The sequence below is a fragment of the Caulobacter sp. Root655 genome, assembly GCF_001427665.1.
Classification (GTDB): domain Bacteria; phylum Pseudomonadota; class Alphaproteobacteria; order Caulobacterales; family Caulobacteraceae; genus Caulobacter.
Genome location: NZ_LMHC01000008.1, coordinates 1 through 23484 on the forward strand (window position 1 = coordinate 1; position 23484 = coordinate 23484).

Genomic DNA, 23484 nt, shown 5'->3' on the forward strand with positions numbered 1-23484 from the left:
GCGCTCTCGCCACGGCATCGCACAGCCCTCCAACCTATCAGGCGAGAACTGTTACCCATCTATCCGGGCTGGTCTGTCACCTCTCTATCCGGGCTGAACACCCTCCCTCTCCCCTCCGGGAGAGGGTCACTCGCGCGGGCGCTCATGCCGCCACCAAGAAATCCGCCCGTCCCCTCGCCCCGCCTGCTATAGGCCCCCATCTCCTCCCTTTCCCGCCGACAGCAGACCCCACCGATCATGGCTTCCCCGACTCGCGCCCCTGTCCTCGCCCTCAAGGACGTCCGTCTCGCCGACGGCGCCAAGCCGCTGTTCGACGGCGTCGACCTGGCCCTGGAGCCGCGGATCCGCGCCTGCCTGGTCGGCCGCAACGGGGCCGGCAAGTCCACCCTGCTGAAGATCCTGGCCAACCAGGGCGTCGAGCCCGACAGCGGCGAGCGCTCGGCTCAGCCCGGCGCCAAGATCGTCTATGTCAGCCAGGAGCCGGACATCGCCGGCGACACCCTGCTGGACTACTGCACGGCCGGCGGGGCCGAGGACTACGAGGCCCACGCCACCCTGGCCGACTTCGGCCTGGACTACGCCAAGAGCACGCAAGGCCTGTCGGGCGGCGAGCGGCGCCGCGCCGCCCTGGCCCGCGCCTTCGCCGAGCAGCCCGACGTGCTGCTGCTGGACGAGCCGACCAACCATCTGGACATCTTCGCCATCCAGACCCTGGAAGAGGAGCTGGCCGGCTCCAAGTGCGCGGCCCTGATCGTCAGCCACGACCGCGCCTTCCTCAACCGCGTCACCCAGCGCACCTTCTGGCTGGAACACCGCAAGGTGCGCCGCCTGGACAAGGGCTTCGCCGAGTTCGAGATCTGGAGCGAACAGGTGCTGGCCGCCGAGGCCGACGAGGAGCGCCGGCTCAACAAGCAGCTGGAGAAGGAAAACGCCTGGCTGGCCCGCGGCGTCCAGGGCCGCCGGGCCCGCAACGAAGGCCGTCGCCGCGCCCTGATGGACCTGCGCTCGCAGAAGAAGGACCTGCAGTCCGACAAGCGCGGCAGCATGACCATGGCCGTGGAAAGCTCGGGGACCTCCGGCAAGCGGGTGGTCGAGGCCAAGCACGTCACCAAGAAGTTCGGCGAGCGGGTGATCGTCGAGGACTTCTCGACCCGCATCCTGCGCGGCGACCGCGTCGCCCTGGTCGGCCCCAACGGCGCGGGCAAGACCACCCTGGTGCGGATGCTGCTGGGCGAGATCCCGATCGACGCCGGCGACATCAAGCTGGGGACCAATCTCGAGATCTCCTATGTCGACCAGAACCGCATGGCGCTGTCGGAGAAGATGACGCTGTGGGACTTCCTGACCCCTGGCGGCGGCGACTCGATCCTGGTGCGCGGCATCCCCAAGCACGTGGCCGGCTACGCCAAGGAGTTCCTGTTCACCGAGGCCCAACTGCGCCAGCCGGTCACCAGCCTGTCGGGCGGCGAGCGCAACCGCCTGCTGCTGGCCAGGGCCCTGGCCAGCCCGACCAACCTGATGGTGCTGGACGAGCCGACCAACGACCTGGACATGGACACCCTCGACCTGCTCGAGGAGCTGTTGGCTGATTTCGAGGGAACCCTCATCCTGGTCAGCCACGACCGCGACTTCATCGACCGCCTGGCGACCTCGACCATCGCCATGAACGGCCACGGCAAGGTGCTGGAAACCCCGGGCGGCTGGACCGACCTGATCGACCAGAACCCGGACTTCTTCAAAGGCGCCCGCGGCGCGGCCGGCGACTTCGCCACCGGCACGGGCTCCAACAAGGCCGTCCTGACCCCGCCGCCCGCCCCGGCCCCGAAAAAGACCGTCAAGCTGTCCTACAAGGACCAGCGCCGGCTCGAGGAATGCGAGGCCCTGGTGGCCGCCAGCCCCAGGATCATCGCCGACATCGAGGCCAGGCTGGCCGATCCGGGCTTCTACGCCCGCGACCCGAACGGCTTCAACAAGGTCATGAAGGACCTCGACAAGGCCCGGGCCGACCTGGCGACGGCCGAGGAGGACTGGCTGGCGCTGGAGGAAAAGCGCGAGACGATGGTTTCCTAGAACCCTCTCCCTCTGGGAGAGGGTCCAGGCAACGCTAATCGTGCAGCGGCGCCTCTTGCCGTCGCCCCGACTGGTCCGACATCGTGGCGCCGACCGAGGCGGCGATGACCAGGGCGATGGCCAGCCACTGGCGGGCGACCAGGTGTTCGCCCAGCACCAGCAGCCCCACCAGCGCCCCGACCGCCGGCTCCAGGCTCAGCACCACCCCGAAGCTGCGTTTCGAGATGCCGCGCATGGCGACCATCTCCAGCGAATAGGGCAAGGCGCTGGAGACCAGGGCCACCACCAGGCCCAGGCCAATGGCGACGGGGTCGAGCAGCCGGGCCCCGGCCGCGACGATCCCGAACGGGGCGATGATCAGGGCCGCCGTCAGCATGCCCAGGGCCACCGACTGGCCGCCGTGCAGGTGCCCGGTCCGTTGCCCCGCCACGATGTAGAGCGCCCAGAACACCGCCGCCGCCGCCGCGAAGGCCACCCCGACCGGGTCGAGGTCGAGGCTGGAATCGCCCAGCGGCAACAGCAGGGCCAGACCCAGCACGGCCAGGCCGATCCAGGCGAAATGGCTGAGGCGGCGGGCGTGCAGCAGGGCCAGGCTCAGCGGCCCGGTGAACTCGATGGCGATGGCCAGGCCCAGCGGGATCGTGCGGATGGCCATGTAGAAGCACAGGTTCATCGCCCCCATCACCGCGCCATAGAAGACGACGGCCATCAGGTCCTTGCGGTTCAGCGGCGTGCGCCACGGCCGCCAGACCAGGCATAGCACCAGGGCGGAAAAGCCGACCCGATAGGCGCTGGTCCCCTGGGCCCCGACCAGCGGGAACAGCGACTTGGCCAGCGACGTCCCGACGCACAGCGAGACCATCGCCCCCAGCAGGCAGACATAGGGCAGGAAGGCGGCGAACCCAGCGGTCGAATGGGGGGCGGAAGCTCTGGACATCGCCGCAAACTAGCGAAAAGGATGCGACGGGGGGCGGCGATTTCAACCGTTCAAGCAACTGTTTTCGTCACGGAGGATCAATTGGCGACCGAAACCGTCACGCTCGACGCGTTCGACCACCACCTGCTGGAGCTGGTGCGGCGCGACACCCTGCAGCCGGCGCGGATCCTGGCCAAGACGGTGGGCCTGTCGGAGTCGGCGGTGCTGCGCCGGTTGCGGCGCTTGCGCGCCGAGGGGGTGATCGTCGCCGACGTCGCCGTGCTGGACCCCGCCCGCCTGGGCGCGGCGATCACCCTGCATGTGCTGGTGGAGATGGAACGCGAGCGCGCCATGGCCGCCTTCGCCGAAGTCCTGCGCGAGCGGCCCGAGGTGCTGGGAGCCTGGCAGGTGACCGGCCGGACCGACTTCCTGCTGACCCTGGCCGTGCCCTCGATGGAAGCCTATGACGCCTTCATCCGCGATGTGCTGAGCGACGAGCGCCAGGTGCGGACCTTCCAGACCCTGGTCACCCTGCGCGAGGTCGTCCGCTTCGATCCGCGCCGCGCGCCGCTGGCGTTCTGAGGCGAGGCCTCAGAACGCCTCGTCTTCCTCGACGCCCTCTTCCGCCTCGCCGCCCATGGCCGCTTCCAGGCTCTCGATGATGTCGTCCATCTGGGCTGGGGTGATCTCGACATAGAGGGCGTCGCCGCCGACCGCCGAAACCAGCAGGCGGTAGCCGTTCTCGGTCTCGTGCAGGCTGAAGGTTTCGAGGGATTGCAGCTTGGCCATGGCGGGGTTCCGGACGTTCGGGAATGGGAAGGCGCGGATATAGGCGCGTCCGGACGGTTTCGCCATGGAGGCTTTGCCGTAGGCGGCCCTACCCTCGCCGCCGATACAGATAGTCCGCCGGCAGGCCCATCCGCTGGCAGGCCTCGACCGCCGGCGTGCCGCGCACCGGCAGGCGGTCGGCGGCCGCCCCGGCCCAGCGGACCAGGCGGCCCTCGATGGGTCCCAGGTCCCAGGCGGCGCCCAGGCCCACCACCGCGCGGACCGCCGGCGGGGTGATCGCCACCGCCGCCCGGATCAGCGCCCCCTGCAGGCCGCGCAGCGGGGCCGGCAGGATCGCCGTCTTCCGCATCAGCGCCAGGAACTCGAAGACGATCTCCGAGCGCTCCAGCCCCGGCAGCATGGCCGCCAGCCGCGCCTCCCATTCCGCCACCGAGGCCGGAGCGCCGGTCGCGCCGTACAGGGCCGCCGCCGGCCCCGCCTCGGCGTAGAACCGGTCGCGGTCGGCGACGCTCAGCGGGGTCGCATAGGCGTGGTAGGCCTCCAGGAAGCCGAAGCTGGCGGTGGCCTGCACCCAGTCCAGCAACGCCGCGTCGTTGGCCCGGTAGGCCGCGCCGGCCGGGGTGTCGCCGGTGACCTTGTCGTGCATCCGCCGCACGCCGGCGATCATCGTCTGGGCCGCCGAGCGCGCGCCATAGACCGTGACCATCGCCGCCAGGCCGGTGCGCTTGAGGCGCGGCAGGGGATCGCTCCGAAAGCTGCTGTGCTCCCAGACGCCGGTCCGCACCCGTGGCTCGGCCAGTTCCAGGATCACCGCCGTCACCCCGCCGACGAACAGCGACACCGGGTTCTTGAACACCCGCCACGACACCGAGTCCGGCGCGGCCAGGGCCGGCTCGCCGGCGGGGACGCGGAAATCGAAGTGGCGGCCGTCCGGTTGGATCAGGCTCTGGACCAGCCCGGCAAGGCGGCCGTCGCCATCCGTCACCTCAGTTCACCCGGCGGGTCATGCCCGCCCAATAGGGGTCGCGCAGTTCGCGGCGCAGGATCTTGCCCGAGGCGTTGCGCGGCAGGGCCGCGACGAAGTCGATGGTCTTGGGGGCCTTGAAGGCGGCGATGCGGGTGCGGGCGAAGGCGATGATGTCGGCCGGGTCGACCGGCGCGCCGGGCTTCAGCGCCACCACCGCCTTGACCGCCTCGCCCCAGGTGTCGTCGGGCACGCCGATCACCGCCACCTCGGCGACGTGCGGATGGCCGTAGACGGCGCTCTCGACCTCGGCCGGATAGATGTTCTCGCCGCCGCTGATGATCATGTCCTTCACCCGGTCATGGATGAACAGGTAGCCGTCGGCGTCGATATAGCCGGCGTCGCCGGTCCGCAGCCAGCCGTCCTCGTCGATCGTGTCGGCCGTCGCCTCCGGCAGCTTCCAGTAGCCGGCCATGTTGGCGGGCGAGCGGATCGCCACCTCGCCGACCTCGCCGGTCGGCAGGCTCTCGCCGTCCGGGCCCAGCACCTTCAGTTCGACGCCGGGCATCGGCAGGCCGGCCGAGCGCATGCGGGCGTTGCCGGCCGGGTCGTGGTCCTGGGGCGGCAGGTAGACCACCGTGCCGGTGGTCTCGGTCATGCCGTACTGCTGGACGAAGCCGCAGCCAAACACCTCGACGCACTCGCGCAGCAGGTCCAGCGGGATCGGCGCGGCCCCGTAGAGGATGTAGGTCAGGCGGCTGTAATCGACCTGGCGGGCGCGCGGCAGGCGCACCACGATCTGCAGGGCGGACGGCACCATGAACATCTTGGAGACCCGGTCGCGTTCGATGAAGTCCAGCACCTTGGCCGGGTCGAACTCGCGAGCCACCACGCCCTTGGCGCCGTTGACCAGCCCGACCACGCCCCAGCCGGTGCCGCCGATATGGGCCACCGGCATGGCCACCAGGCTGACGTCGTCGGGGCCCCAGCGGTTCCAGTCCATGTCGGCCACGGCGGCCAGCCGGCGCGGGGCCAGGATGTTGTTGTGGGTCAGCATCGCGCCCTTCGGCCGGCCGGTGGTGCCGGAGGTGTAGAGTTGGATCGCGATGTCGGCGCTGGTGACCCGGACGTCCGGCGTGACGCACGGCGCGGCGTCGCGCCAGGCGACGAACTCCGGGTGGCCGTACTCGTTGTCCTCCATGGCGATCAGCCTGGGCTGGTCGAGGATCAGTTCGGCCACGTCGCGGACATGGGCGATCAGCTCGGGGCCGACGAACACCATGCGGGCCTCGGCGTCGCCCAGGATGTAGGCGATCTCGCGCGGGGCCAGGCGCCAGCCGATCGGGGCCAGCACCACCCCGGCCTTGGCCGCGCCGAACAGCAGCTCGAAATAGTGGTCGCTGTTCTTGCCGACATAGGCGATGCGGTCGCCCTGGATCAGGCCCTCGGCCAGCAGGGCGTTGGCGACCTGGTCGGTGTGGCGGTCGAAGTCGGCGAAGCTGGTCCGCCGCCCCTCGAACACCAGGGCCGTCGCCTCGGGCCGCGCCGCGTGATGGTAGCGGGCGACGTCGCCCAGGGTCGTCATGCGATCGAAATCGACGGCGGGTCCGGACATGCTGACGCCTCTCCTCGCGCGGGGGTCGAAGCGATCTTGGCGCCGCCTTCGGTTCACGAACCCCAGGATGATGGCCATTTCCGGTGCGCGGCTAGCGGAAAACACGGTTTACGGGCGGATGGGTGCGGGATCTCGGACTCGGTTGCCCCCACGGTTGTCATCCCGGCCGTAGCGAAGCGAAGAGCCGGGACCCAGGGCCACCGCATCGCGCCGGCCCCTGGGTCCCGGACAGCCTCTGCGAGGCTTCCGGGATGACAACTGTAGGAGGGTTTGACGCCAGCCAGGAATTTCAAGGCCCTCCCCGGCCAGGCCGCCGCGACCGCCCCCCGCGACCGCCCTCGCCAAGCGTAACCGCTTGACCCGGCGCGGCGGCCATTCTCTGTTGGCGCGGTCCACGCAAGGGTGAGCGCGTCCGGTTGGCGGAAGACATGGTCCAGACCGCTCCCGCCGCAGAGGCTGGGTCGCCGCCGCCGCGAGCCGCCACCGTGCGACGGCGCCTGCTGCTGATGGCCTTGAGCCTGGTGGTCCCGGCCATGATCTTCATGGCCCTGCTGGCCCGCGCCGAGTTCGGCGAAAGCCGCGCCCGCTATGAACAGCAGCTGGTCGTCACCACCCGCGCCCTGGCCCTGGCCACCGACCGCCAGATCGGCCAGGGGCAGAGCATCCTGCAGACCCTGGCCGTGTCGCCCGCCCTGACCTCCGGCGACATCCCCGCCTTCGAGCGCCAGGCCCGGGCGGCCGTCCAGGGCGGCGACGGCTGGATCGTGCTGCTCGACCGCCGGGGACAGGTGGTCAACACCCGGCTGCCGCCCGGCGCGCCGACGCCGCGCAGCCCCTTGCCGCCCGAGCGTTGGGAGGTGGTGCGTTCGGGCCGCACCACGGTCTCCAACCTCACCCTCGGCGTGGTGGCCGGCCAGCCGATCGTCGCCATCGACATGCCGGTCATCGTCGACGGCGAACTGCACGACCTGGCCTATATCCAGACGCCCAAGGCCTTCGCCTCGCTGTTCGCCGCCCAGAACGTGCCGTCGACCTGGACGGCCAGCATCATCGACCGCGACTTCTCGCTGGTGGCGCGGTCGCGCGACCAGGACCGCTTCCTGGGCCGCAAGGCCAGCACCGACATGCGCGAGGCCATGACCCGGAGCAACGAAGGGGTGGTGCTGAGCCAGACCCTGGACGGCACCCCCACCCTGTCGGCCTTCAGCCGCTCGCCGACCAGCGGCTGGGCGTTCATCGTCGGCGTGCCGCGGGCCGAGCTGAACCGGGCCAACTGGATGTCGGTCGGCCTGCTGACCCTGGCCAGCGTGGTGCTGCTGGCCATCGGCGCGGCCGTGGCCCTGGTGTTCTCGCGCGACATCTCGGTCGCCGTGCGCGGCCTGGCGATCGACGCCCGGGCGGTGGTGGCCGGCGAGGAGATCGCCCCGACGCCCGGCGGCCTGAGCGAGATCGCCGAGGTGCGGGCCGCCCTGCACGACGCCGCCGCCCAGCTGCGGGCCCGCGAGGCCGAGGAGGAGCGGGCCCACCAGCGCCAGCAGCTGATGATCAACGAGCTGAACCACCGGGTGAAGAACACCCTGTCCACCGTGCAGTCCCTGGCTCGCCAGAGCCTGGGACGCCCGACCGACACGCCCGGCCTGCCGGCCTTCAACGAGCGGCTGATGGCCCTGGCCCGGGCCCATGACCTGCTGACCCAGAGCGTCTGGCAGGGCGCCGAGATGCAGGCCATCCTGCGCCAGACGCTGGAGCCCTATATCGACCGGACCGTCCTGGCCGGGCCGCCGATCGCCCTGTCGCCCAACGCCGCCCTGGCCCTGTCGATGGTGTTCCACGAGCTGGCGACCAACGCGCTCAAATACGGGGCCCTGTCGACGTCGGAAGGCACGGTGGCCGTGGTCTGGCACGCCGACCCCACCGCCCTGCACCAGGTCACCCTGCACTGGGAGGAGCGCGGCGGCCCGACCGTCGCCTCGCCCAGCCGCGCGGGCTTCGGCTCGCGCCTGATCGCCGCCAGCCTGAAGTCCGACCTCGGCGGCCAGGCGCGCTTCGACTACCGCCCGTCGGGCCTGGTCTGCGTGCTGACCCTGTCGCTGCCGAGACCGGCGGAGGGGGACACGCCGCCTTGAGTCCGCTCATCCCGGCGAACGCCCGTAGGCGCTAAGTTACAAACGTCCTCATCCTGAGGCGCCCGCGTAGCGGGCCTCGAAGGACGCAGGGCCGGCCAGCTTCGTGCGTCCTTCGAGGCTCGCCGCGTTGCGCCGAGCACCTCAGGATGAGGAAAATCAAGCCAAGCCATAGACCCTCACGCCCAAACTTAGCGCCCATGGGCGTTCGCCGGGATGAGCGGAAACGAGGGCGCCGCTAGTAAGTCGTTTCTGAATTAGCCCAAGACCTAGGCAATTGCGGTTCGGCGACCATCGATCGATTGCGCCCCGCCCCGCGATGGTCTTACCTGCGTCGCTCACCCTTAGGGTCAAGAGCCTATGACGACACCCGACACCCTGATGCTGCCGGCCCGGCCCGAGCCGATCGCCCTGCCGGTCGGCAAGACCGCGGTGATCGTCATCGACATGCAGAACGCCTACGCATCCCCTGGCGGCTATCTCGACCTGGCCGGCTTCGACATCAGCGGCGCGGCGGCGGTGATCGACAAGATCGCCGGCGTGCTGGACGTGGCGCGCGGCGCGGGCATGCCGGTGATCTATTTCCAGAACGGCTGGGACGCCGACTATGTCGAGGCCGGCGGCCCCGGCTCGCCCAACTGGCACAAGTCCAACGCCCTGAAGACCATGCGCGCCCGGCCCGAGTTGCAGGGTAAGCTGCTGGCCCGGGGCGGCTGGGACTACGAACTGGTCGACGCCCTGAAGCCCCAGCCGGGCGACATCCAGCTGCACAAGACCCGCTACAGCGGCTTCTTCAACTCCCAGCTCGACAGCGTGCTGCGCTCGCGCGGGATCCGCCATCTGGTGTTCGTGGGCATCGCCACCAATGTCTGCGTGGAATCGACGCTGCGCGACGGCTTCTTCCTGGAATATTTCGGCACGGTGCTGGAGGACGCCACCCACCAGGCGGGTCCCGACTTCGTGCAGAAGGCGGCGCTCTACAACATCGAGACCTTCTTCGGCTGGGTGTCGACCACGGCGGACTTCAAGGGGGCGGTGGGGCAGCGGGAAGCCGGCGCGTGAGCAGCGCCGTGCGTCCTTCGAGGCTCGGCTGCGCCTCGCACCTCAGGATGAGGACCTTTTGAGCCTTCTGAATTCCTCATCCTGAGGCGCCGCGAAGCGGCCTCGAAGGACGCAGGGCCTCACAACCACGGAGAGTATCCCATGCCCAAGACCGTCATCACCCCGCCCGGGACCGGCGTCCCGATCGCCCCGTTCTCGCCGGGAACCCTGGCCGACGGCGTGGTCTATGTCTCGGGCACCCTGGCCTTCGACAAGGACAACAACGTCGCCCATGTCGGCGACGCCTCGGCCCAGACGCGGCAGGTGCTGGAGACCATCAAGTCCGTCATCGAGACGGCCGGCGGCGCCATGGAGGACGTGACCATGAACCACATCTTCCTCAAGGACTGGGCCGACTACGCCGCCATCAACAAGGTCTATGCCGAGTACTTCCCGGGCGAGAAGCCGGCCCGGTTCTGCATCCAGTGCGGCCTGGTCCGTCCCGACTTCCTGGTCGAGATCGCCACCATCGCCCATATCGGCAAGTAACCGTGCAGAGCGGAACCGTCGACGGCCTGTACTACGAGGTCCATGGCGGGCCAGCCGCCGGTCGCGAGACGGTGGTCCTGTCGGCCGGGCTCGGCGGTTCCGGAGCCTTCTGGACGCCGCAGATGGCGGCGCTGCTGAGCCGCTTCCAGGTGGTGCTCTATGACCATCGCGGCACGGGGCGCGGCGTGCGGACCCTGACCCAGCCGCACACGGTAGCGGCGATGGGCGACGACATCGTCAAGGTCATGGACGCCCTGGGCCTGGACCGCGCCCACGTGGTCGGCCACGCGGCGGGCGGCAACGCCGGCCTGGCCATGGCGCTGGATCATCCAGGCCGCATGGCCAAGCTGGTGGTGGTCAACGGCTGGTCGCGGCCCGATCCGCACATCCAGCGCTGCTTCGACACCCGCCTGGCCCTGCTCAACAACACCGGCATCGCGGCCTATGTCCACGCCCAGCCGCTGTTCCTCTATCCGGCCGACTGGATCAGCGCCAACAACGCGCGCCTCGAGGCCGAGGAGATCCACCATATCCACGGCTTCCCGGATCCGGACGTCATGCGGGCCCGCATCCAGGCCCTGCTGGCCTTCGACATCGACGCCGACCTGCCGCGCATCGCCTGCCCGGTGCTGGTCAGCGCCAGCGCCGACGACATGCTCGTGCCGCTGAGCTGCTCGCGCCGCCTGGCCGAGCGCCTGCCCGACGCCACGCTCGACATCGCCCCCTGGGGCGGCCACGGCTTCACGGTGACGGCGGCGGAGGGGTTCAACGCGACGGTGGTGAGTTTCCTGGTGGGGGCATGAAGCGCTTCCCCAGTTCGAACCATCCCACCGCCGTTTTCCCGGCGAAGGCCGGGATCCAGATTCATCCGGAGCGCCTCATGGGCGTCACCTGGGCCCCGGCCTTCGCCGGGGAAACGGCGGAAGTGGCGCGGTTTCAATGACGAATGATCGCGCTCTGAAAATCATCAAATTTAGTCGGAGGGACTAATTCCATGGAAATCGGCGTCTTCATTCCGATCGGCAACAACGGCTGGCTGATCTCCGAGGCGGCTCCGCAGTACATGCCGAGCTTCGAGCTCAACAAGGAGATCGTCCAGAAGGCCGAGAAATACGGCTTCGACTTCGCCCTCTCGATGATCAAGCTGCGCGGGTTCGGCGGCAAGACCCAGTTCTGGGAGCACAATCTCGAGAGCTTCACCCTGATGGCCGGCCTGGCGGCCGTGACCAGCAAGATCAAGATCTTCGCCACCGCCGCCACCCTGACCATCCCGCCCGCCATCGTCGCCCGCATGGCCTCGACCATCGACTCCATCGCCCCGGGCCGGTTCGGCATCAACCTGGTCACCGGCTGGCAGAAGGCCGAGTACGACCAGATGGGCCTGTGGCCGGGCGAGGGCCACTATACCGACCGCTACAACTACCTGGCCGAATACGCCACCGTGCTGCGCGAGCTGCTCGACACCGGGGTGTCGGACTTCAAGGGCAAGTACTTCCAGATGACCGATTGCCGGGTCAGCCCCCATCCCAAGGAAACCAAGCTGATCTGCGCCGGCTCGTCCAACGAGGGCCTGGCCTTCACCGCCCAGCACGCCGACTACAGCTTCGCCCTGGGCAAGGGCACCAACACCCCCACCGCCTTCGGCGGGGTCAACGACCGCCTGAAGGCCGCCGCCGACAAGACCGGCCGCGACGTCGCCTCCTACATCCTGTTCATGATCATCGCCGACGAGACCGACGAGAAGGCGATGGCCAAGTGGCAGGCCTACCGGGCCGGCGCCGACCAGGAGGCCCTGGCCTGGCTGACCAACCAGGCCGCGCCCAACGCCGCCGCCGGCTCGACCACCAACACCGCCCAGCTGGCGGCGCCGGAATCGGCGGTGAACCTCAATATGGGCACGCTGGTGGGGTCGTATGAAAGCGTGGCCCGGATGCTGGACGAGGTGGCCGCCGTCGAGGGCACGGCCGGCGTGCTGCTGGTGTTCGACGACTTCGTGGCGGGGGTGGAGAACTTCGGGACCAAGATCCAGCCGCTGATGGCGTCGCGGGCCGGGATCTAAAAGCCTCCCCCTGTGGGGGAGGTGTCGGCGCAGCCGACGGTGGGGGGAGTTTTCTGACTCAGCAAGCTCCCCCCACCGATCGCTACGCGATCGCCTCCCCCACAGGGGGAGGACCTGGAAGCCCGATCAATCCGCCGCCAGCATGCCGATCAGCTGCAGCCGGAACACCATCACGCTCCCGGCCGGGATCGGTCCCGCCGCGCGGTCGCCGTAGCCCAGCGCGGCCGGCAGGTAGAGCGTCCACTCGTCGCCGACATGCATCAGCGGCAGGGCCTCCATCCAGCCCGGCACCAGGCCGTCGGCCGGCATGATCGCCGCCTGGCCGCGCGCGAACGAGCTGTCGAACACCGTGCCGTCCAGCAGCTTGCCCTCGTAGTGGACCTTGATGATGTCGCCGACCTTGGGCGACGGCCCGGTCTTGGGGCCGGACTTGACCACCTTGTACTGCAGGCCCGAGGCGGTGGTGACCACGCCCGGCGCCTTGGCGTTCTTGGCCAGGAACGCCTGGCCCTCGGCCAGGGTCTTGGCCGGGTCGACGGCGGCCGACAATTGCGGAGGCGGCCCCCCTGCGGAAGATTGGGCCTCCTGGGCCAGGACGGGGCTCGACACCAGGCAAAGGCCCAGGACCAGACTAGCGATACGGTTCATCGGAGACTCACGCTACCTTGAGTGGAGAAAACAGCCGTCGCTCGGTTAACCTGAAAGCCAAGCCTGAAGCCTAGGTTGTTTTCCATGGAACCTCGGCGGCTTCAAGACCGCCGGTTCGTCGAATGGGAGGAGACCATGGCCGGCTATCCTGGCCCGTCGCTCGACCTGCCCCACTGGTGGCAGCGCCATCCCTGGGTCGGCCTCTATGGCGGGTGGTTGGTGATCGGCGCCCTGGCGCTGGGCGTTTCGCGGTTCTGGATGAGCGAGCACCTGTAGGGGGCGGCAGGCAGTAGGCCTTTGCTTGCGCCGTGCGTCCTTCGAGGCTCGCCTTCGGCTCGCACCTCAGGATGAGGAGTCCCCCGCTGAGTTCCTCATCCTGAGGCGCCCTCCAAGGGAGGGCCTCGAAGGACGCACGGTCGCTGAACCGCCCGACGAACGCCCCCCAAACGAAAGAAGCCGGCGACGTTTCCGCCGCCGGCCCCCTAGGTCGTCTGGCGACGAGGGCTACTTCCGCGCCGCGTAGATGTCGTCCAACCGCGCGGGCGTGCCTTCGATGCGCTCCAGGCGCGGGTAGCGCGCGCCGCCGGTGTAGTCGATCTTCACCGTGCGATAGCGCTCGCCGTCCTTGATCAGCAGCTCGACCGGCGCGGCGCCGGCCTTGGCCGTGGCCTTGACCGCGTCCTTGATCAGGTCGTCGCTGTAGGCCGTGCCGTTGACCGCGACGAGGGTCTCGCCGGCCGTCAGGCCGGCCTTGAAGGCCGGGGTGTCCCAGTTGACCGCCGACAGCACGCCCTCCTTGCCGATCGTGATCCCCAGCGAATAGCTGAGGTTGACGATCTTGCCCTTGGTCTCGGCCGCCTTGAAGAACTCGGTCGGGGTGTCGGTATAGACCAGCTTGTAGCCGCCGCGGGTCAGGCCATCGAGCGGCGCGCGCGCCGACAGGCCCTCGATGCGGGTCTTCAGGAAGCTCGCCCAGTCATACGGCACGACGCCGTTCAGGGTCTGGACCACCGTGTCGAAGTCGTAGGTCAGCACGACGTACGAGCCGTTCTCGACACCGAAGAAGGCCTTGGCGAAGTCGTCCAGCGACTTCTTGCCGCCGGTCTTCTCGCGGATCAGGGTGTCGGCGTCCAGCCAGACCAGCTGGCCTTCCGAATAGTAGTCCTCGCTGCGCTGCCAGCTGGTCCACGAGGCCGGCTTGCGGTTGGCGATGATCGGGTCGTTGGTGGTGTCCAGCACGTTGCGCCAGTTGCGGCCGGCGCGCGTGTCGTAGAGGGCGGCGGTGATGGCCAGGGACTCCAGGCCCTGCTGCTTGGTCTGCAGGCCCGAGCGGGCGGCCAGCACGTTGCCCCAGTACTGGGTCTGGCCCTCGTAGACCCACATCAGGCTGTCGCGCATCGGCTCGTTCAGCGTGGGGGTGTAGAGGTCGGCGCCGCGGCGGAACTTGCCGTTCCACGAGTGGGTGTATTCGTGGGCCAGCAGGTCGCGGCCGACGAAGGTCTTGTCCCAGTCGGTGAAGTACTTGGGCACGACGCCGTTTTCGCTGGAGCGGTGATGCTCCAGGCCGATGCCGCCCATCTTGTCGGTCAGGGCCAGCAGGAAGTCGTAGTGGTCGTAGTGGTGCGCGCCGTACAGCTTGTAGGCCTGTTGCACCAGGTTGCGATGGATCTGCAGCGCCTCGGGCTTGATCTCCAGCAGGTCGGGCTTGTCGGCGACGATGTTCAGGCGGACCGGCACGGAGCCGTTCGGATCCAGGTCCACCTGCTTGTAGTAGCGGCCGGCGAACATCGGCGAGTCGACCAGGGTCTCGAAGGTGGTGGTCTTGAAGGTCGTGCTCTGGCCGCTGGTCGAGGCCTTCTCCAGCGCGGTGCCGAAGCCCCAGCCTTCCGGCAGCTTCACGGTCGGCTCGATCTGGATGCGGCGGGTGTAGTAGCCGGCCGGGTAGAAGCCCAGTTGCAGCCACTGCACGTTCAGCATGTCGTCGGTCACCAGCACGCGGCCGACGTCGGGCTTCACCGGGGTCAGGAACTGGTAGCTGAGCTGGACCTCGGTGGCGCCGGCCGGCACGTCGAAGTGGAAGGCGTGGACGGCGACCGGGTCGCGGGTCCAGGGCAGGCTCGTGCCATTGGCGGTGATCACCAGGCCGGCCAGCTTGTCCAGGTCGTTGCGCGGCGAGTGGCCGCCAGGCACCCACTGCGGATAGAGGATGGTCATCGGGCCGGCCTTGGCGACGGGAATCGTCTCGCGCACCTGGAAGATCTTGCGGTCCAGGTCGGTGGCGTCGACCGACAGCTTCAGCACGCCGGGATAGGCGACGTCCTTGGCGGCTTCGATGGCCGGGGTCGGCGGGGCCTGCATGGGCACGCGGTCTTGGGCGGAGGCCGCGCCGGTCAGGACCCCGAAGCTCAGGGAGAGGGCGACGACGGAGGCGGTAAAGAACAGCGTTTTCAAGAAACGACCCCAATGCGACGTGCGGGCATGCTCCCGCGACGAAAGGAGGGGAACTTCTCCTCTAAAGCCGCGCTTGTCGAGGTCATCCGTCGCGGAGAGTGAGGGTTGATCGCATTTTGAGCGACGGCCTCCGATCCGCCCGTCCGGCACGCTGGGTCGCCCTGCGTCCTTCGAGGCCCGCTGCGCGGGCGCCTCAGGATGAGGAGCTTTGTTGCACTGATTTCCTCATCCTGAGGTGCGAGGCGCAGCCGAGCCTCGAAGGACGCACGGCCTAGGCCGCCGGCCGCATCGAAGACCGCGCTTCCAGCGCCCGCACCGCGCCCAGCAGGCGGGCCGGCGAGATCGGCTTTTCGAGGCGGGCGTCGCCGCGCTCGTCGTCACGCAGCAGGTGCTCGTCGCGGCCCGAGGCCAGCAGCACGGCCGTCCGCCGGCCCCGGCGACGGCGCACGGCCCGGATCAGGTCGCCGCCGTTCATCCGCGGCATCAGGTAATCGGTGATCAGCAGGTCGGGGTCGAAGGCGTCGAGCGCCTCGAGGGCCTGTTGGCCGTCCTGGCAGACCAGCACGTCGAAGCCGGCCTCACGCAGGGTGACCTCGTGAATATGGGCCAGAAGGACGTCATCTTCCGCGACCAAGATCTTCCGCACTGAACGCCCCTGACATGCTTAACAAGCCGTAAATGGACTTAGCCTCCTGGGGCCGAGCCCGTCGCCGTGCGCTATCGTCGCAGGTGACAACCTTACGAAAACCCTTGCTGGGAAGGGAAACTCAGGCGTGCAAAAGCGCCTGGGCCGCGAGCCCTGCTCTTGCAAGTCGTTCTCAAGTGTGGGCATGAAGCTGCGCCCTTGCCTCGCGCCGCCCCGGATTCCGTGAAGACCGCTCCCGACCCGCATCGCCGTTCGTTCTGGCTCAAGCAGCTGCACCAGTGGCACTGGATCAGCGCCGCGCTGAGCCTGGTCGGCATGCTGCTGTTCGCGGTCACCGGCTTCACCCTCAACCACGCCGGCCAGATCGAGGCCAAGCCCCAGGTGGTCAGCCGCAAGGCCACCCTGCCCGCCGACCTGCTGGCCCTGCTGGCCAAGGGCCCGGTCGAGGGCAAGCATCCGCTGCCGATCCGGGTCGAGACCTGGCTGGACCGGACCGTCGACGCCGACATCGCCCGTCGCCAGGGCGAGTGGTCCGACGCCGAGGTCTATGTCGCCCTGGCCCGCCCCGGCGGCGACGCCTGGATCAGCATCGACCGCGAGACCGGGGCCGTCGAGCACGAGAAGACCACGCGCGGCGCGGTCTCCTTGCTCAACGACCTGCACAAGGGCCGCAACGCCGGCAAGGCCTGGGGCTGGTTCATCGACATCTTCGCCGGAGCCTGCGCGATCTTCGCGGTCACCGGCCTGATCCTGCTGCAGTTCCACGCCCGCGCGCGGCCGCTGACCTGGCCGCTGGTGGCCGGCGGGCTGGTGATCCCGCTGCTGCTCGTCATCCTGTTCGTCCACCTGTGAGGCGCCCCGCCATGAAGCGTTCCCTGACCCTGCTGACCTTTGCCGGCGCCGCCGTCGCGAGCTCCGCCACGGCCGCCGACCTCGCCGTCACCGTCGAGGTGCCGCGCCTTACGGTGGCCGAGTACCACAAGCCCTATGTGGCCATCTGGGTGGAGGCCCCCGACGCCTCGGCCGCCGCCACCCTGGCCGTCTGGTACGACGCCGACTCCAAGGAAGACCACGGCACCAAGTGGCTGAAGGACATGCGCCAGTGGTGGCGCAAGGCCGGCCGTTCGATGAGCTTCCCCGCCGACGGGATCAGCGGCGCGACCCGCGCCCCGGGTCCGCAAAAGGCGGTGTTCAGCGGCGCCAAGGGCCCGCTCTCCAAGCTCGCGCCCGGTCAGTACACCCTGGTGGTCGAGGCGGCCCGCGAGGTCGGCGGCCACGAGGCCGTCCGCGTGCCGTTCATCTGGGGCAAGCCCGGCAAGCCCGCCACCGCCAAGGGGACGGCCGAACTGGGCGCCGTCACCGTCGCCGTCAAATAGAGAGAAACGCCATGACCTTCCGCAAGCGCCTTCTCGCCGTCGCCGCCGCCCTTGCCGCGGGCGGCGTCGCCCTGGCCCTGCCGCTCACCGCCAACGCCCACCGCGCCTGGATGGTCCCGTCGTTCACCGTGCTATCGGGCGACGTCTGGGTGACGGTCGACGCGGCGATCTCCAACGAGCTGTTCTATGCCGACCACAATCCGATGCGGCTGGACGGCGTGGTGGTCTATGCGCCGGACGGTTCGGTCGACCGGACGCAGAACGCCCTGACCGGCAAGTACCGCTCGACCTTCGACGTCCAGCTGTCCAAGCCCGGCACCTGGAAGATCGCCTCGGTCTCCAGCAGCGTCACGGCCAGCTGGACGCAGGACGGCCAGGTCAAGCGCTTCCGCGGGTCGGCCGACGACTTCGCCAGGCAGGTCCCGGCCGGCGCCGCCGACCTGAAGACCATCAAGGGTTCGAACCGCAACGAGACCTTCGTCACCCGCGACGCCCCCACCGACACCGTGCTGAAGCCGACCGGCAAGGGCCTGGAGCTGGTCCCCGTGACCCACCCCAACGACCTGGTGGCCGGCGAGGCGGCCAGCTTCAAGTTCCTGCTCGACGGCAAGCCGGCCGCCGACCTGGAGGTGACCCTGGCCCCCGGCAATTCGCGCTACCGCGCCACGCCGGGCGACTTCAAGGTCAAGACCGGCCCCGACGGGTCGTTCAAGGTCACCTTCCCGGAAGCGGGCATGTACTGGCTGAACGCCACCGTTCGCTCGGGCGAAACCGGGCGTGGCCCGGGCGGTCCCGGTGGCGGCATGGGCGGCGGCGGCATGGGCGGCATGCCCGGCATGGGCGCTCCCGGCGGCGCTCCGGCGGCCCCCGTGGCGCTGGCCGGGAACGGCATGAGCGCCAGCTACACCGCCACGCTCGAAGCGCTGCGGCCTTAGCTTTCACACCCGTACCCCACGGTCGTCATCCCCCGACTTGTTCGGGGGACCCAAGCCGAGCTGGCCCAGCCCACCCTGGAGACGCCGCTTGGGTCCCCCGCATAAAGCGGGGGATGACGGATGTGGGTGGATCACCCTCATGACCCGCGTCCTCGTCCCCCAGCTGACCCAGCCCCCCGCCCGCCCGATCGGCGGCGCGGTGCTGACGCTGGCCGGTCAGACCATGGGCACGAGCTGGTCGGTCAAGCTGGTCGCCCCGCCCACCGCCAACGCCGACGCCCTGGCGGCCATGGCCCAGCGGGAGCTGGACGGCGTGGCCTCCCAGATGAGCCCCTGGGAGCCCCTCTCCGACCTCTCCCGCTACAACCGGTCCGCCGCCGGCAGCTGGACCGCCCTGCCCCCGGCCTTCGCCCAGGTGCTGCGCTGCGCCGTCGAGGTCGCCGACCAGACCGACGGGGCCTTCGACCCGACCCTGGGCGCCCTGGTCGACCTGTGGGGCTTTGGCCCTCGCCCGTTCTCCGGCGCTCCGCCCGAGGCGGCCGCCGTCGCCAGGGCCCGCGAAGCGGCCGGTTGGCGTCACCTAGCGCTCGACGGCGACAGCCTGTTTCAGCCCGGCGGCCTGCGGCTGGACCTCAACGGCATCGCCAAGGGCTTCGCGGTCGACCAGGTGGCGGCCGCGCTCGACCGGGCCGGCGCGCGCGCCTACCTCGTCGAGGTGGGCGGCGAATTGCGCGGGACCGGCGCCAAGCCCGACGGCCAGCCCTGGTGGGTCGAGCTGGAGCGGCCGCCCACGGCGAATGACGGGCCGCGCACCGTGGTCGCCCTGCACGGCCTGGCCGTCGCCACCTCGGGCGACTACCGCCGGTTCTTCGAGCACGACGGCCGCCGCTACGCCCACACCCTGGACCCGGCCACCGCCGCCCCCAGCGCCAGCGGCGCGGTCAGCGTCACGGTGCTGCATGAAAGCTGCATGCGAGCCGACGCCTACGCCACCGCCCTGGCGGTGATGCCCCCCGACGCCGCCCTGGCCTTCGCCGCCGAGCACCAGTTGGCCGCCCTGATCCTGGCTGCCAATCCTCGAGCAGGGGGCCCGCGCGGACTGGAGGAGCGGCTGTCGCCGGCCCTGGCGGCGATGCTCGACGCATGAGCCTCTTCGCGATCCTGACGCCCCCCATCTTGTCGCCCGAAGCTCGCCGCCTGTGGATCGCCGGCCTGGTGGCCTGTGTCTATCTGCTGTTCTGCCTGGTCATCGTCCTGCGCGAAGCCCACCGCCGCCGCGCCGTCCGCCGCGCGGCCCTGGCCCTGGCGGCCGGGACCGGCGCGCCGATCCTGGTGGCCCACGCCAGCCAGACCGGCTTCGCCGAGGAGCTGGCCACCGCCACCGCCAGGCTGCTGGGCGACGGCGGCGCGCGGGTCACGCTGAAGAGCCTGGCCGAGGTCACCGCCGACGACCTGGCGCCAACTCTGCAGCAGGGGGCCGGCCGGGCCCTGTTCGTGGTCAGCACCACCGGCGAGGGCGACGCCCCCGACACCGCCCGCCGCTTCATCCGCGACGTGATGAGCGCGACTCCGCGCCTGGACGGCCTGGGCTTCGGCGTCCTGGCCCTGGGCGACAGCGAATATGCCCGGTTCTGCGCCTTCGGCCGGACACTCGACGCCTGGTTCTCCCACCACGGGGCCACGCCACTGTTCGACCGGGTCGAGGTCGACGACGGCGACGACGCCGCCCTGCGCCACTGGCAGGGCCAGGTCGGCCTGCTGGCCGGCGTCACCGACGCCCCCGACTGGACCCGCCCGCGCTACGGCCGCTGGCGGCTGGCGCAGCGGCGGCGGCTGAACCCCGGCAGCCCCGGCGACGCGGCGTTCCACATCCGGCTGGAGCCGCTGGACGGCGCGGCGGCGTGGGCTGCTGGCGACATTCTGGAGGTCGGTCCGCGCAACGATCCGGCCGAGGTCGCCGTGCTGCTGGCGCGCCAGGGCCTGAACCCCGCCGCCCCGGTGGTCGCCGACGAAGCCGCGACCCTGGCCGAGGTGCTGTCCTGGCGACGCCTGCCCCAGGACGGCGCGCCCGCCGCCTCGGCCCAGGCCCTGGTCGACGCCCTGCCGCCCCTGCCGCACCGCGAATATTCGATCGCCTCGCTGCCGGCCGACGGCGGGGTGGAGTTGCTGGTGCGGGCGATGCGGCGGGCCGACGGCCGGCCGGGCCTCGGCTCGGGCTGGCTGACCGCCCACGCCGCGCCGGACGGCGAGATCGCCGCGCGGGTGCGGACCAACCGAAGCTTCCACGGCCCGACCGACGACCGGCCGCTGATCCTGATCGGCAACGGCACCGGCCTGGCCGGCCTGCGGGCCCATCTCAAGGCCCGCGCCGCTGTCGGCCATCATCGCAACTGGCTGCTGTTCGGCGAACGCGCCCAGGCCCACGACTATTTCCACCAGGACGAGATCGAGGCCTGGCGGGCCGACGGCGTGCTGGAGCGCCTGGACCTGGCCTTCTCCCGCGACCAGGCCCGCAAGGTCTATGTCCAGCACCGGCTGATGCAGGCCGCCGACACCCTGCGCGCCTGGGTCGCCGACGGCGCGGCGATCTATGTCTGCGGCTCGCTGGAGGGCATGTCGGGAGACGTGCACGCCGCGCTGGTGTCGGTGCTGGGCGCGCAGGCGGTGGAGCGGCTGGCGGATGAGGGGCGGTATCGGCGGGATGTGTACTAGCGGCTTCGCTCGTCACCCCAAAAGGTCGTCATCCCCCGCTTTATGCGGGGGACCCAAGCGGCGGTTAGGTTGATGCGCGGAACGACGCCGCCAGCTCGGCTTGGGTCCCCCGAACAAGTCGAGGGATGACGGACGTGGTGAGCGCGGTCAGCAGTTCCACGTCTCGTAGAAATCCGCCCACGTCGGGTTCATCGCCTCGATCAGGTTGATCTTCCACCGCCGGGGATAGTGCTTCAGCCGCTTCTCGCGATGGATCGCCAAGGTGATGTCGTCGAACTCTTCATAATAGACCAGCCGGTGGACGCCGTATTTGCGGCAGAACAGGCTGCCCATGCCTTCGCGATGCTCCCAGACGCGGCGCGACAGGTCGCTGGTCACGCCGACGTAGAGCGTGCCGTAGGGTCTGCTGGCGAGGATGTAGACGTGGCCGCCCATGGGCCGATGTTGGCGGGCGGCGTGTTTGGTAATCAAGCAAAGAAATTGGCGTTTCAGCCCCAACCCACGGTCGTCATCCCCCGACTTGTTCGGGGGACCCAAGCGGGGCCGGCCACATCGTCAAACTCAGCTTGGGTCCCCCGCATAAAGCGGGGGATGACGACCTTTGTTGCTAGTGAGAAGCTTTAGGCCCCGCCAGCCGCGCCCGCTCCTCCGGCGTGTTGGCGCCGCGTAGCCGCAACCGCACCGCCTCGTCGCACGGCAGCGCCACCAGCCCGGCCCGCTCGACCAGCCGTCGCAGCGGCCAGCCGGGCTCGGCGTCCGGGGGCAAGGCCTCCAAGGCCACCACCATCGGCACCGGCAGGCCCTCATAGAACGCCCCCGGCTCCGGCGCGGCCAGCAGCGGCGCCAGGTCGTCGGCGGTCACGGTCGGGGCGTCGACCGCCAGGACCAGGGCCCGCGCCAGGCCATGCGCCACAAGAGCTCGCGCCCCGCCCAGCACCCCGGCCACCGGGCCCGCGCCGGGCTCGGGATCCTCGACATGCTCCAGCCCGAAAGCGCGTCCCGCCGTCAGCACCCGCGCCGCGCCGACCGCCGCCGCCAGGGCCGCGACCCGGTCGACCGCCCGCTGGCCGTCCCAGTCGAGCGAGGCCTTGTCGGCCCCCATGCGGCGCGAGGCGCCGCCGGTCAGGATGATCGCGCCGAATGGGGTCATGGCGGCAACCTAGAACGGACCGCCCTCGGACAAAACTCGAAAGGCGCGCCCGGCCTGGCCCGTTGATCGCGCTGTCAGTTGGCACGCCTCGCCAAACACTTGCAGCCACCTTTCAAGTTGCGGCCGAACCGGTCTAGTGTCCGCCGCGATATAGGGACGGGCCCATCGATGAGTGAACGGAACGAGCGGCAACGGCGCCGCACCACCCAGAGCGCCACCATCCGCGACGTCGCCGCCCTGGCGGGCGTGTCGCCGATGACGGTGTCGCGGGTGATCAACCGCGAGACGACGGTCAAGTCCGAGACCAAGGCCCTGGTCGACGCGGCGATCCGCGACCTCAACTACGCCCCCAACCCAGCCGCCCGCAGCCTGGCCGGCTCGGCCCCGGCCCGGATCGGCCTGCTCTACGACAACCCCTCGACCGGCTACCTGTCGGAGTTCCTGGTCGGGGCCCTGGACGAGAGCAGCCGCACGGGCGCGCAGGTGGTGATCGAGAAGTGCGCCGAGCCGGAACTGGCCGGCGCCACCCTGACCCGGCTGCTGAAGACCGGGGTCGATGGGCTGATCCTGCCGCCGCCGCTGTGCGAGTCGCCGCAGGTCCTGGCCGAGGTCCGCGCCGCCGGGGCCGCCGCCGTGGCCGTGGCGCCGGGCATGGTCAGCGCCGACATGGCCACCATCCGCATCGACAACGAGGCGGCCGCCCGAGAACTGACCGAGCACCTGCTGGCCCTGGGCCACAAGCGCTTCGGCTTCATCAAGGGCCACCCCAACCAGACGGTCAGCCAGCAGCGCCTGGACGGCTTCATGACCGCGCTGAAGGCGGCCGGCGTCCCGCAGGAGTCGGTGCGCGTCGAGCAGGGCTATTTCACCTACCGCTCGGGCCTGGAGGCGGCCGAGCGGCTGCTGGCCCTGGACGAGCGCCCCACCGCCATCTTCGCCTGCAACGACGACATGGCCGCCGCGACCGCCGGCGTCGCCCATCGCCTGGGCCTGGACGTGCCGGGCGACCTGTCGATCGTCGGCTTCGACGACACCTCGATCGCCGCCAACATCTGGCCGGCCCTGACCACCGTCCACCAGCCGATCGCCGCCATGGCCCGCGCCGCCGTCGACCTGGTGCTGGAAGAAATCCGCCGCAAGCGCGCCAAGACCGGCGAACCGCGCCAGCTGATGCACCCGCATACGCTGATCGTCCGGGACTCGACGGGACCGGCTCCGGAGGGGTGAGGATCGGATCGAGGGTCTGTCCTAGCGGTGCGTTTCGACCCTAGTCAGACATTCATTCGGCGACCTATTGTTGTGCATGGCGCTGGATAATTACGAAGGCGAGCCGGTCGTCGGTGGCTGGTTCCTATATGGCGGGACCGTTCGCACACGCGTTGAGATCATCGCCCGCGACTATGACGTCTGGCATCGAACCCTGGAGTTGGATGGGATGCT

General features: G+C 70.1%; 23 protein-coding genes and 2 pseudogenes. 15 read left to right on the forward strand and 10 right to left on the reverse strand.

Annotation, left to right across the window (positions count from 1 at the left end; genetic code table 11):
* The first annotated feature begins 237 nt into the window (after positions 1-237).
* A complete protein-coding gene (locus ASD79_RS08265) occupies positions 238-2070 on the forward strand; it encodes an ABC-F family ATP-binding cassette domain-containing protein (protein WP_056720564.1) in 1833 nt (610 codons plus the stop codon).
* Between the two features lie 34 nt (positions 2071-2104).
* Here ASD79_RS08265 and ASD79_RS08270 read toward each other — a convergent pair whose 3' ends face one another.
* Positions 2105-3007: a DMT family transporter gene (locus ASD79_RS08270; protein ID WP_056720565.1), complete on the reverse strand. Its 903-nt coding sequence runs from the start codon at positions 3005-3007 to the stop codon at positions 2105-2107.
* A gap of 81 nt (positions 3008-3088) precedes the next feature.
* On the opposite strand from ASD79_RS08270, the gene ASD79_RS08275 reads away from it, so the two are divergent.
* Positions 3089-3568, forward strand: coding sequence for an Lrp/AsnC family transcriptional regulator (locus tag ASD79_RS08275; protein ID WP_235524369.1), 480 nt, complete (start codon positions 3089-3091; stop codon positions 3566-3568).
* A gap of 9 nt (positions 3569-3577) precedes the next feature.
* Here the strand turns inward: ASD79_RS08275 and ASD79_RS08280 are convergent, their stop codons facing one another.
* The 3 genes from ASD79_RS08280 to ASD79_RS08290 are packed head-to-tail and all read right to left on the reverse strand — an operon-like array spanning position 3578 to position 6354.
* Positions 3578-3841, reverse strand: a complete 264-nt coding sequence (locus ASD79_RS08280; protein ID WP_235524370.1) for a hypothetical protein — start codon at positions 3839-3841, stop codon at positions 3578-3580.
* Positions 3842-3863: 22 nt separating this feature from the next.
* A complete protein-coding gene (locus ASD79_RS08285; protein WP_082584851.1) occupies positions 3864-4760 on the reverse strand; it encodes an oxygenase MpaB family protein in 897 nt (298 codons plus the stop codon).
* A 1-nt stretch (position 4761) separates the two neighbouring features.
* Entirely contained in the window at positions 4762-6354 is a 1593-nt protein-coding gene (locus ASD79_RS08290) for a fatty acid--CoA ligase (protein ID WP_056720567.1), read from the reverse strand.
* A gap of 155 nt (positions 6355-6509) precedes the next feature.
* On the opposite strand from ASD79_RS08290, the pseudogene ASD79_RS24995 reads away from it, so the two are divergent.
* The 6 genes and pseudogenes from ASD79_RS24995 to rutA all read left to right on the forward strand — a co-directional run.
* Positions 6510-6628, forward strand: a pseudogene (locus tag ASD79_RS24995) (hypothetical protein); the annotation flags it as partial.
* 154 nt (positions 6629-6782) lie between these two features.
* Positions 6783-8480 (forward strand): sensor histidine kinase, encoded by a 1698-nt coding sequence (locus ASD79_RS08295; protein ID WP_056720568.1) that lies wholly within the window; start codon positions 6783-6785, stop codon positions 8478-8480.
* A 357-nt stretch (positions 8481-8837) separates the two neighbouring features.
* Positions 8838-9539 carry a pyrimidine utilization protein B gene (gene rutB, locus ASD79_RS08300; RefSeq protein WP_056720569.1) on the forward strand — a complete coding sequence of 234 codons (702 nt, stop codon included), beginning with the start codon at positions 8838-8840 and terminating at the stop codon, positions 9537-9539.
* 141 nt (positions 9540-9680) lie between these two features.
* Positions 9681-10067, forward strand: a complete 387-nt coding sequence (rutC, locus tag ASD79_RS08305) for a pyrimidine utilization protein C (RefSeq protein WP_056720570.1) — start codon at positions 9681-9683, stop codon at positions 10065-10067.
* Positions 10068-10069: 2 nt separating this feature from the next.
* Positions 10070-10870, forward strand: a complete 801-nt coding sequence (rutD, locus tag ASD79_RS08310) for a pyrimidine utilization protein D (RefSeq protein WP_056720571.1) — start codon at positions 10070-10072, stop codon at positions 10868-10870.
* A 191-nt stretch (positions 10871-11061) separates the two neighbouring features.
* Entirely contained in the window at positions 11062-12126 is a 1065-nt protein-coding gene (gene rutA, locus ASD79_RS08315; RefSeq protein ID WP_056720572.1) for a pyrimidine utilization protein A, read from the forward strand.
* Positions 12127-12252: 126 nt separating this feature from the next.
* Here rutA and ASD79_RS08320 read toward each other — a convergent pair whose 3' ends face one another.
* Positions 12253-12774, reverse strand: a complete 522-nt coding sequence (locus tag ASD79_RS08320) for an FKBP-type peptidyl-prolyl cis-trans isomerase (protein WP_056720573.1) — start codon at positions 12772-12774, stop codon at positions 12253-12255.
* A gap of 135 nt (positions 12775-12909) precedes the next feature.
* Here ASD79_RS08320 and ASD79_RS08325 point away from each other — a divergent pair, with 135 nt between their 5' ends.
* Positions 12910-13050, forward strand: a complete 141-nt coding sequence (locus tag ASD79_RS08325; protein WP_156400417.1) for a hypothetical protein — start codon at positions 12910-12912, stop codon at positions 13048-13050.
* A gap of 228 nt (positions 13051-13278) precedes the next feature.
* On the opposite strand, the gene ASD79_RS08330 is transcribed toward ASD79_RS08325, so the two are convergent.
* The 3 genes and pseudogenes from ASD79_RS08330 to ASD79_RS08335 form a co-directional block, all read right to left on the reverse strand.
* Positions 13279-15225: a M61 family metallopeptidase gene (locus tag ASD79_RS08330; RefSeq protein WP_056720575.1), complete on the reverse strand. Its 1947-nt coding sequence runs from the start codon at positions 15223-15225 to the stop codon at positions 13279-13281.
* Positions 15226-15381: 156 nt separating this feature from the next.
* Positions 15382-15473 (reverse strand): annotated as a pseudogene (locus ASD79_RS24240) (hypothetical protein); the annotation flags it as partial.
* Between the two features lie 23 nt (positions 15474-15496).
* The gene (locus ASD79_RS08335; protein ID WP_056720576.1) at positions 15497-15871 is read right to left on the reverse strand and encodes a response regulator transcription factor; all 375 of its coding nucleotides are present in this window, start codon (positions 15869-15871) and stop codon (positions 15497-15499) included.
* Between the two features lie 222 nt (positions 15872-16093).
* On the opposite strand from ASD79_RS08335, the gene ASD79_RS08340 reads away from it, so the two are divergent.
* The 5 genes from ASD79_RS08340 to ASD79_RS08360 all read left to right on the forward strand — a co-directional run bounded on the left by ASD79_RS08340 (position 16094) and on the right by ASD79_RS08360 (position 20894).
* On the forward strand, positions 16094-16723 hold the full coding sequence (locus tag ASD79_RS08340; RefSeq protein WP_056720605.1) for a PepSY-associated TM helix domain-containing protein: 630 nt from the start codon (positions 16094-16096) through the stop codon (positions 16721-16723).
* Positions 16724-16734: 11 nt separating this feature from the next.
* A complete protein-coding gene (locus ASD79_RS08345; protein WP_056720577.1) occupies positions 16735-17247 on the forward strand; it encodes a DUF2271 domain-containing protein in 513 nt (170 codons plus the stop codon).
* A gap of 11 nt (positions 17248-17258) precedes the next feature.
* Positions 17259-18182, forward strand: coding sequence for a DUF4198 domain-containing protein (locus ASD79_RS08350; protein ID WP_056720578.1), 924 nt, complete (start codon positions 17259-17261; stop codon positions 18180-18182).
* A gap of 139 nt (positions 18183-18321) precedes the next feature.
* Entirely contained in the window at positions 18322-19329 is a 1008-nt protein-coding gene (locus tag ASD79_RS08355) for an FAD:protein FMN transferase (protein ID WP_056720579.1), read from the forward strand.
* Complete coding sequence (locus ASD79_RS08360; protein ID WP_056720580.1) at positions 19326-20894, forward strand: sulfite reductase flavoprotein subunit alpha; 1569 nt, start codon at positions 19326-19328, stop codon at positions 20892-20894. Before ASD79_RS08355 ends, ASD79_RS08360 begins: the two co-directional genes overlap by 4 nt.
* Before the next feature lie 147 nt (positions 20895-21041).
* On the opposite strand, the gene ASD79_RS08365 is transcribed toward ASD79_RS08360, so the two are convergent.
* Both ASD79_RS08365 and ASD79_RS08370 read right to left on the reverse strand, forming a co-directional pair.
* A complete protein-coding gene (locus tag ASD79_RS08365) occupies positions 21042-21329 on the reverse strand; it encodes a GIY-YIG nuclease family protein (protein WP_056720581.1) in 288 nt (95 codons plus the stop codon).
* Positions 21330-21501: 172 nt separating this feature from the next.
* Positions 21502-22044 (reverse strand): NTP transferase domain-containing protein, encoded by a 543-nt coding sequence (locus ASD79_RS08370; RefSeq protein ID WP_056720582.1) that lies wholly within the window; start codon positions 22042-22044, stop codon positions 21502-21504.
* 168 nt (positions 22045-22212) lie between these two features.
* Here ASD79_RS08370 and ASD79_RS08375 point away from each other — a divergent pair, with 168 nt between their 5' ends.
* Positions 22213-23271 carry a LacI family DNA-binding transcriptional regulator gene (locus tag ASD79_RS08375; RefSeq protein WP_056720583.1) on the forward strand — a complete coding sequence of 353 codons (1059 nt, stop codon included), beginning with the start codon at positions 22213-22215 and terminating at the stop codon, positions 23269-23271.
* The last annotated feature ends 213 nt before the right edge of the window (positions 23272-23484 follow it).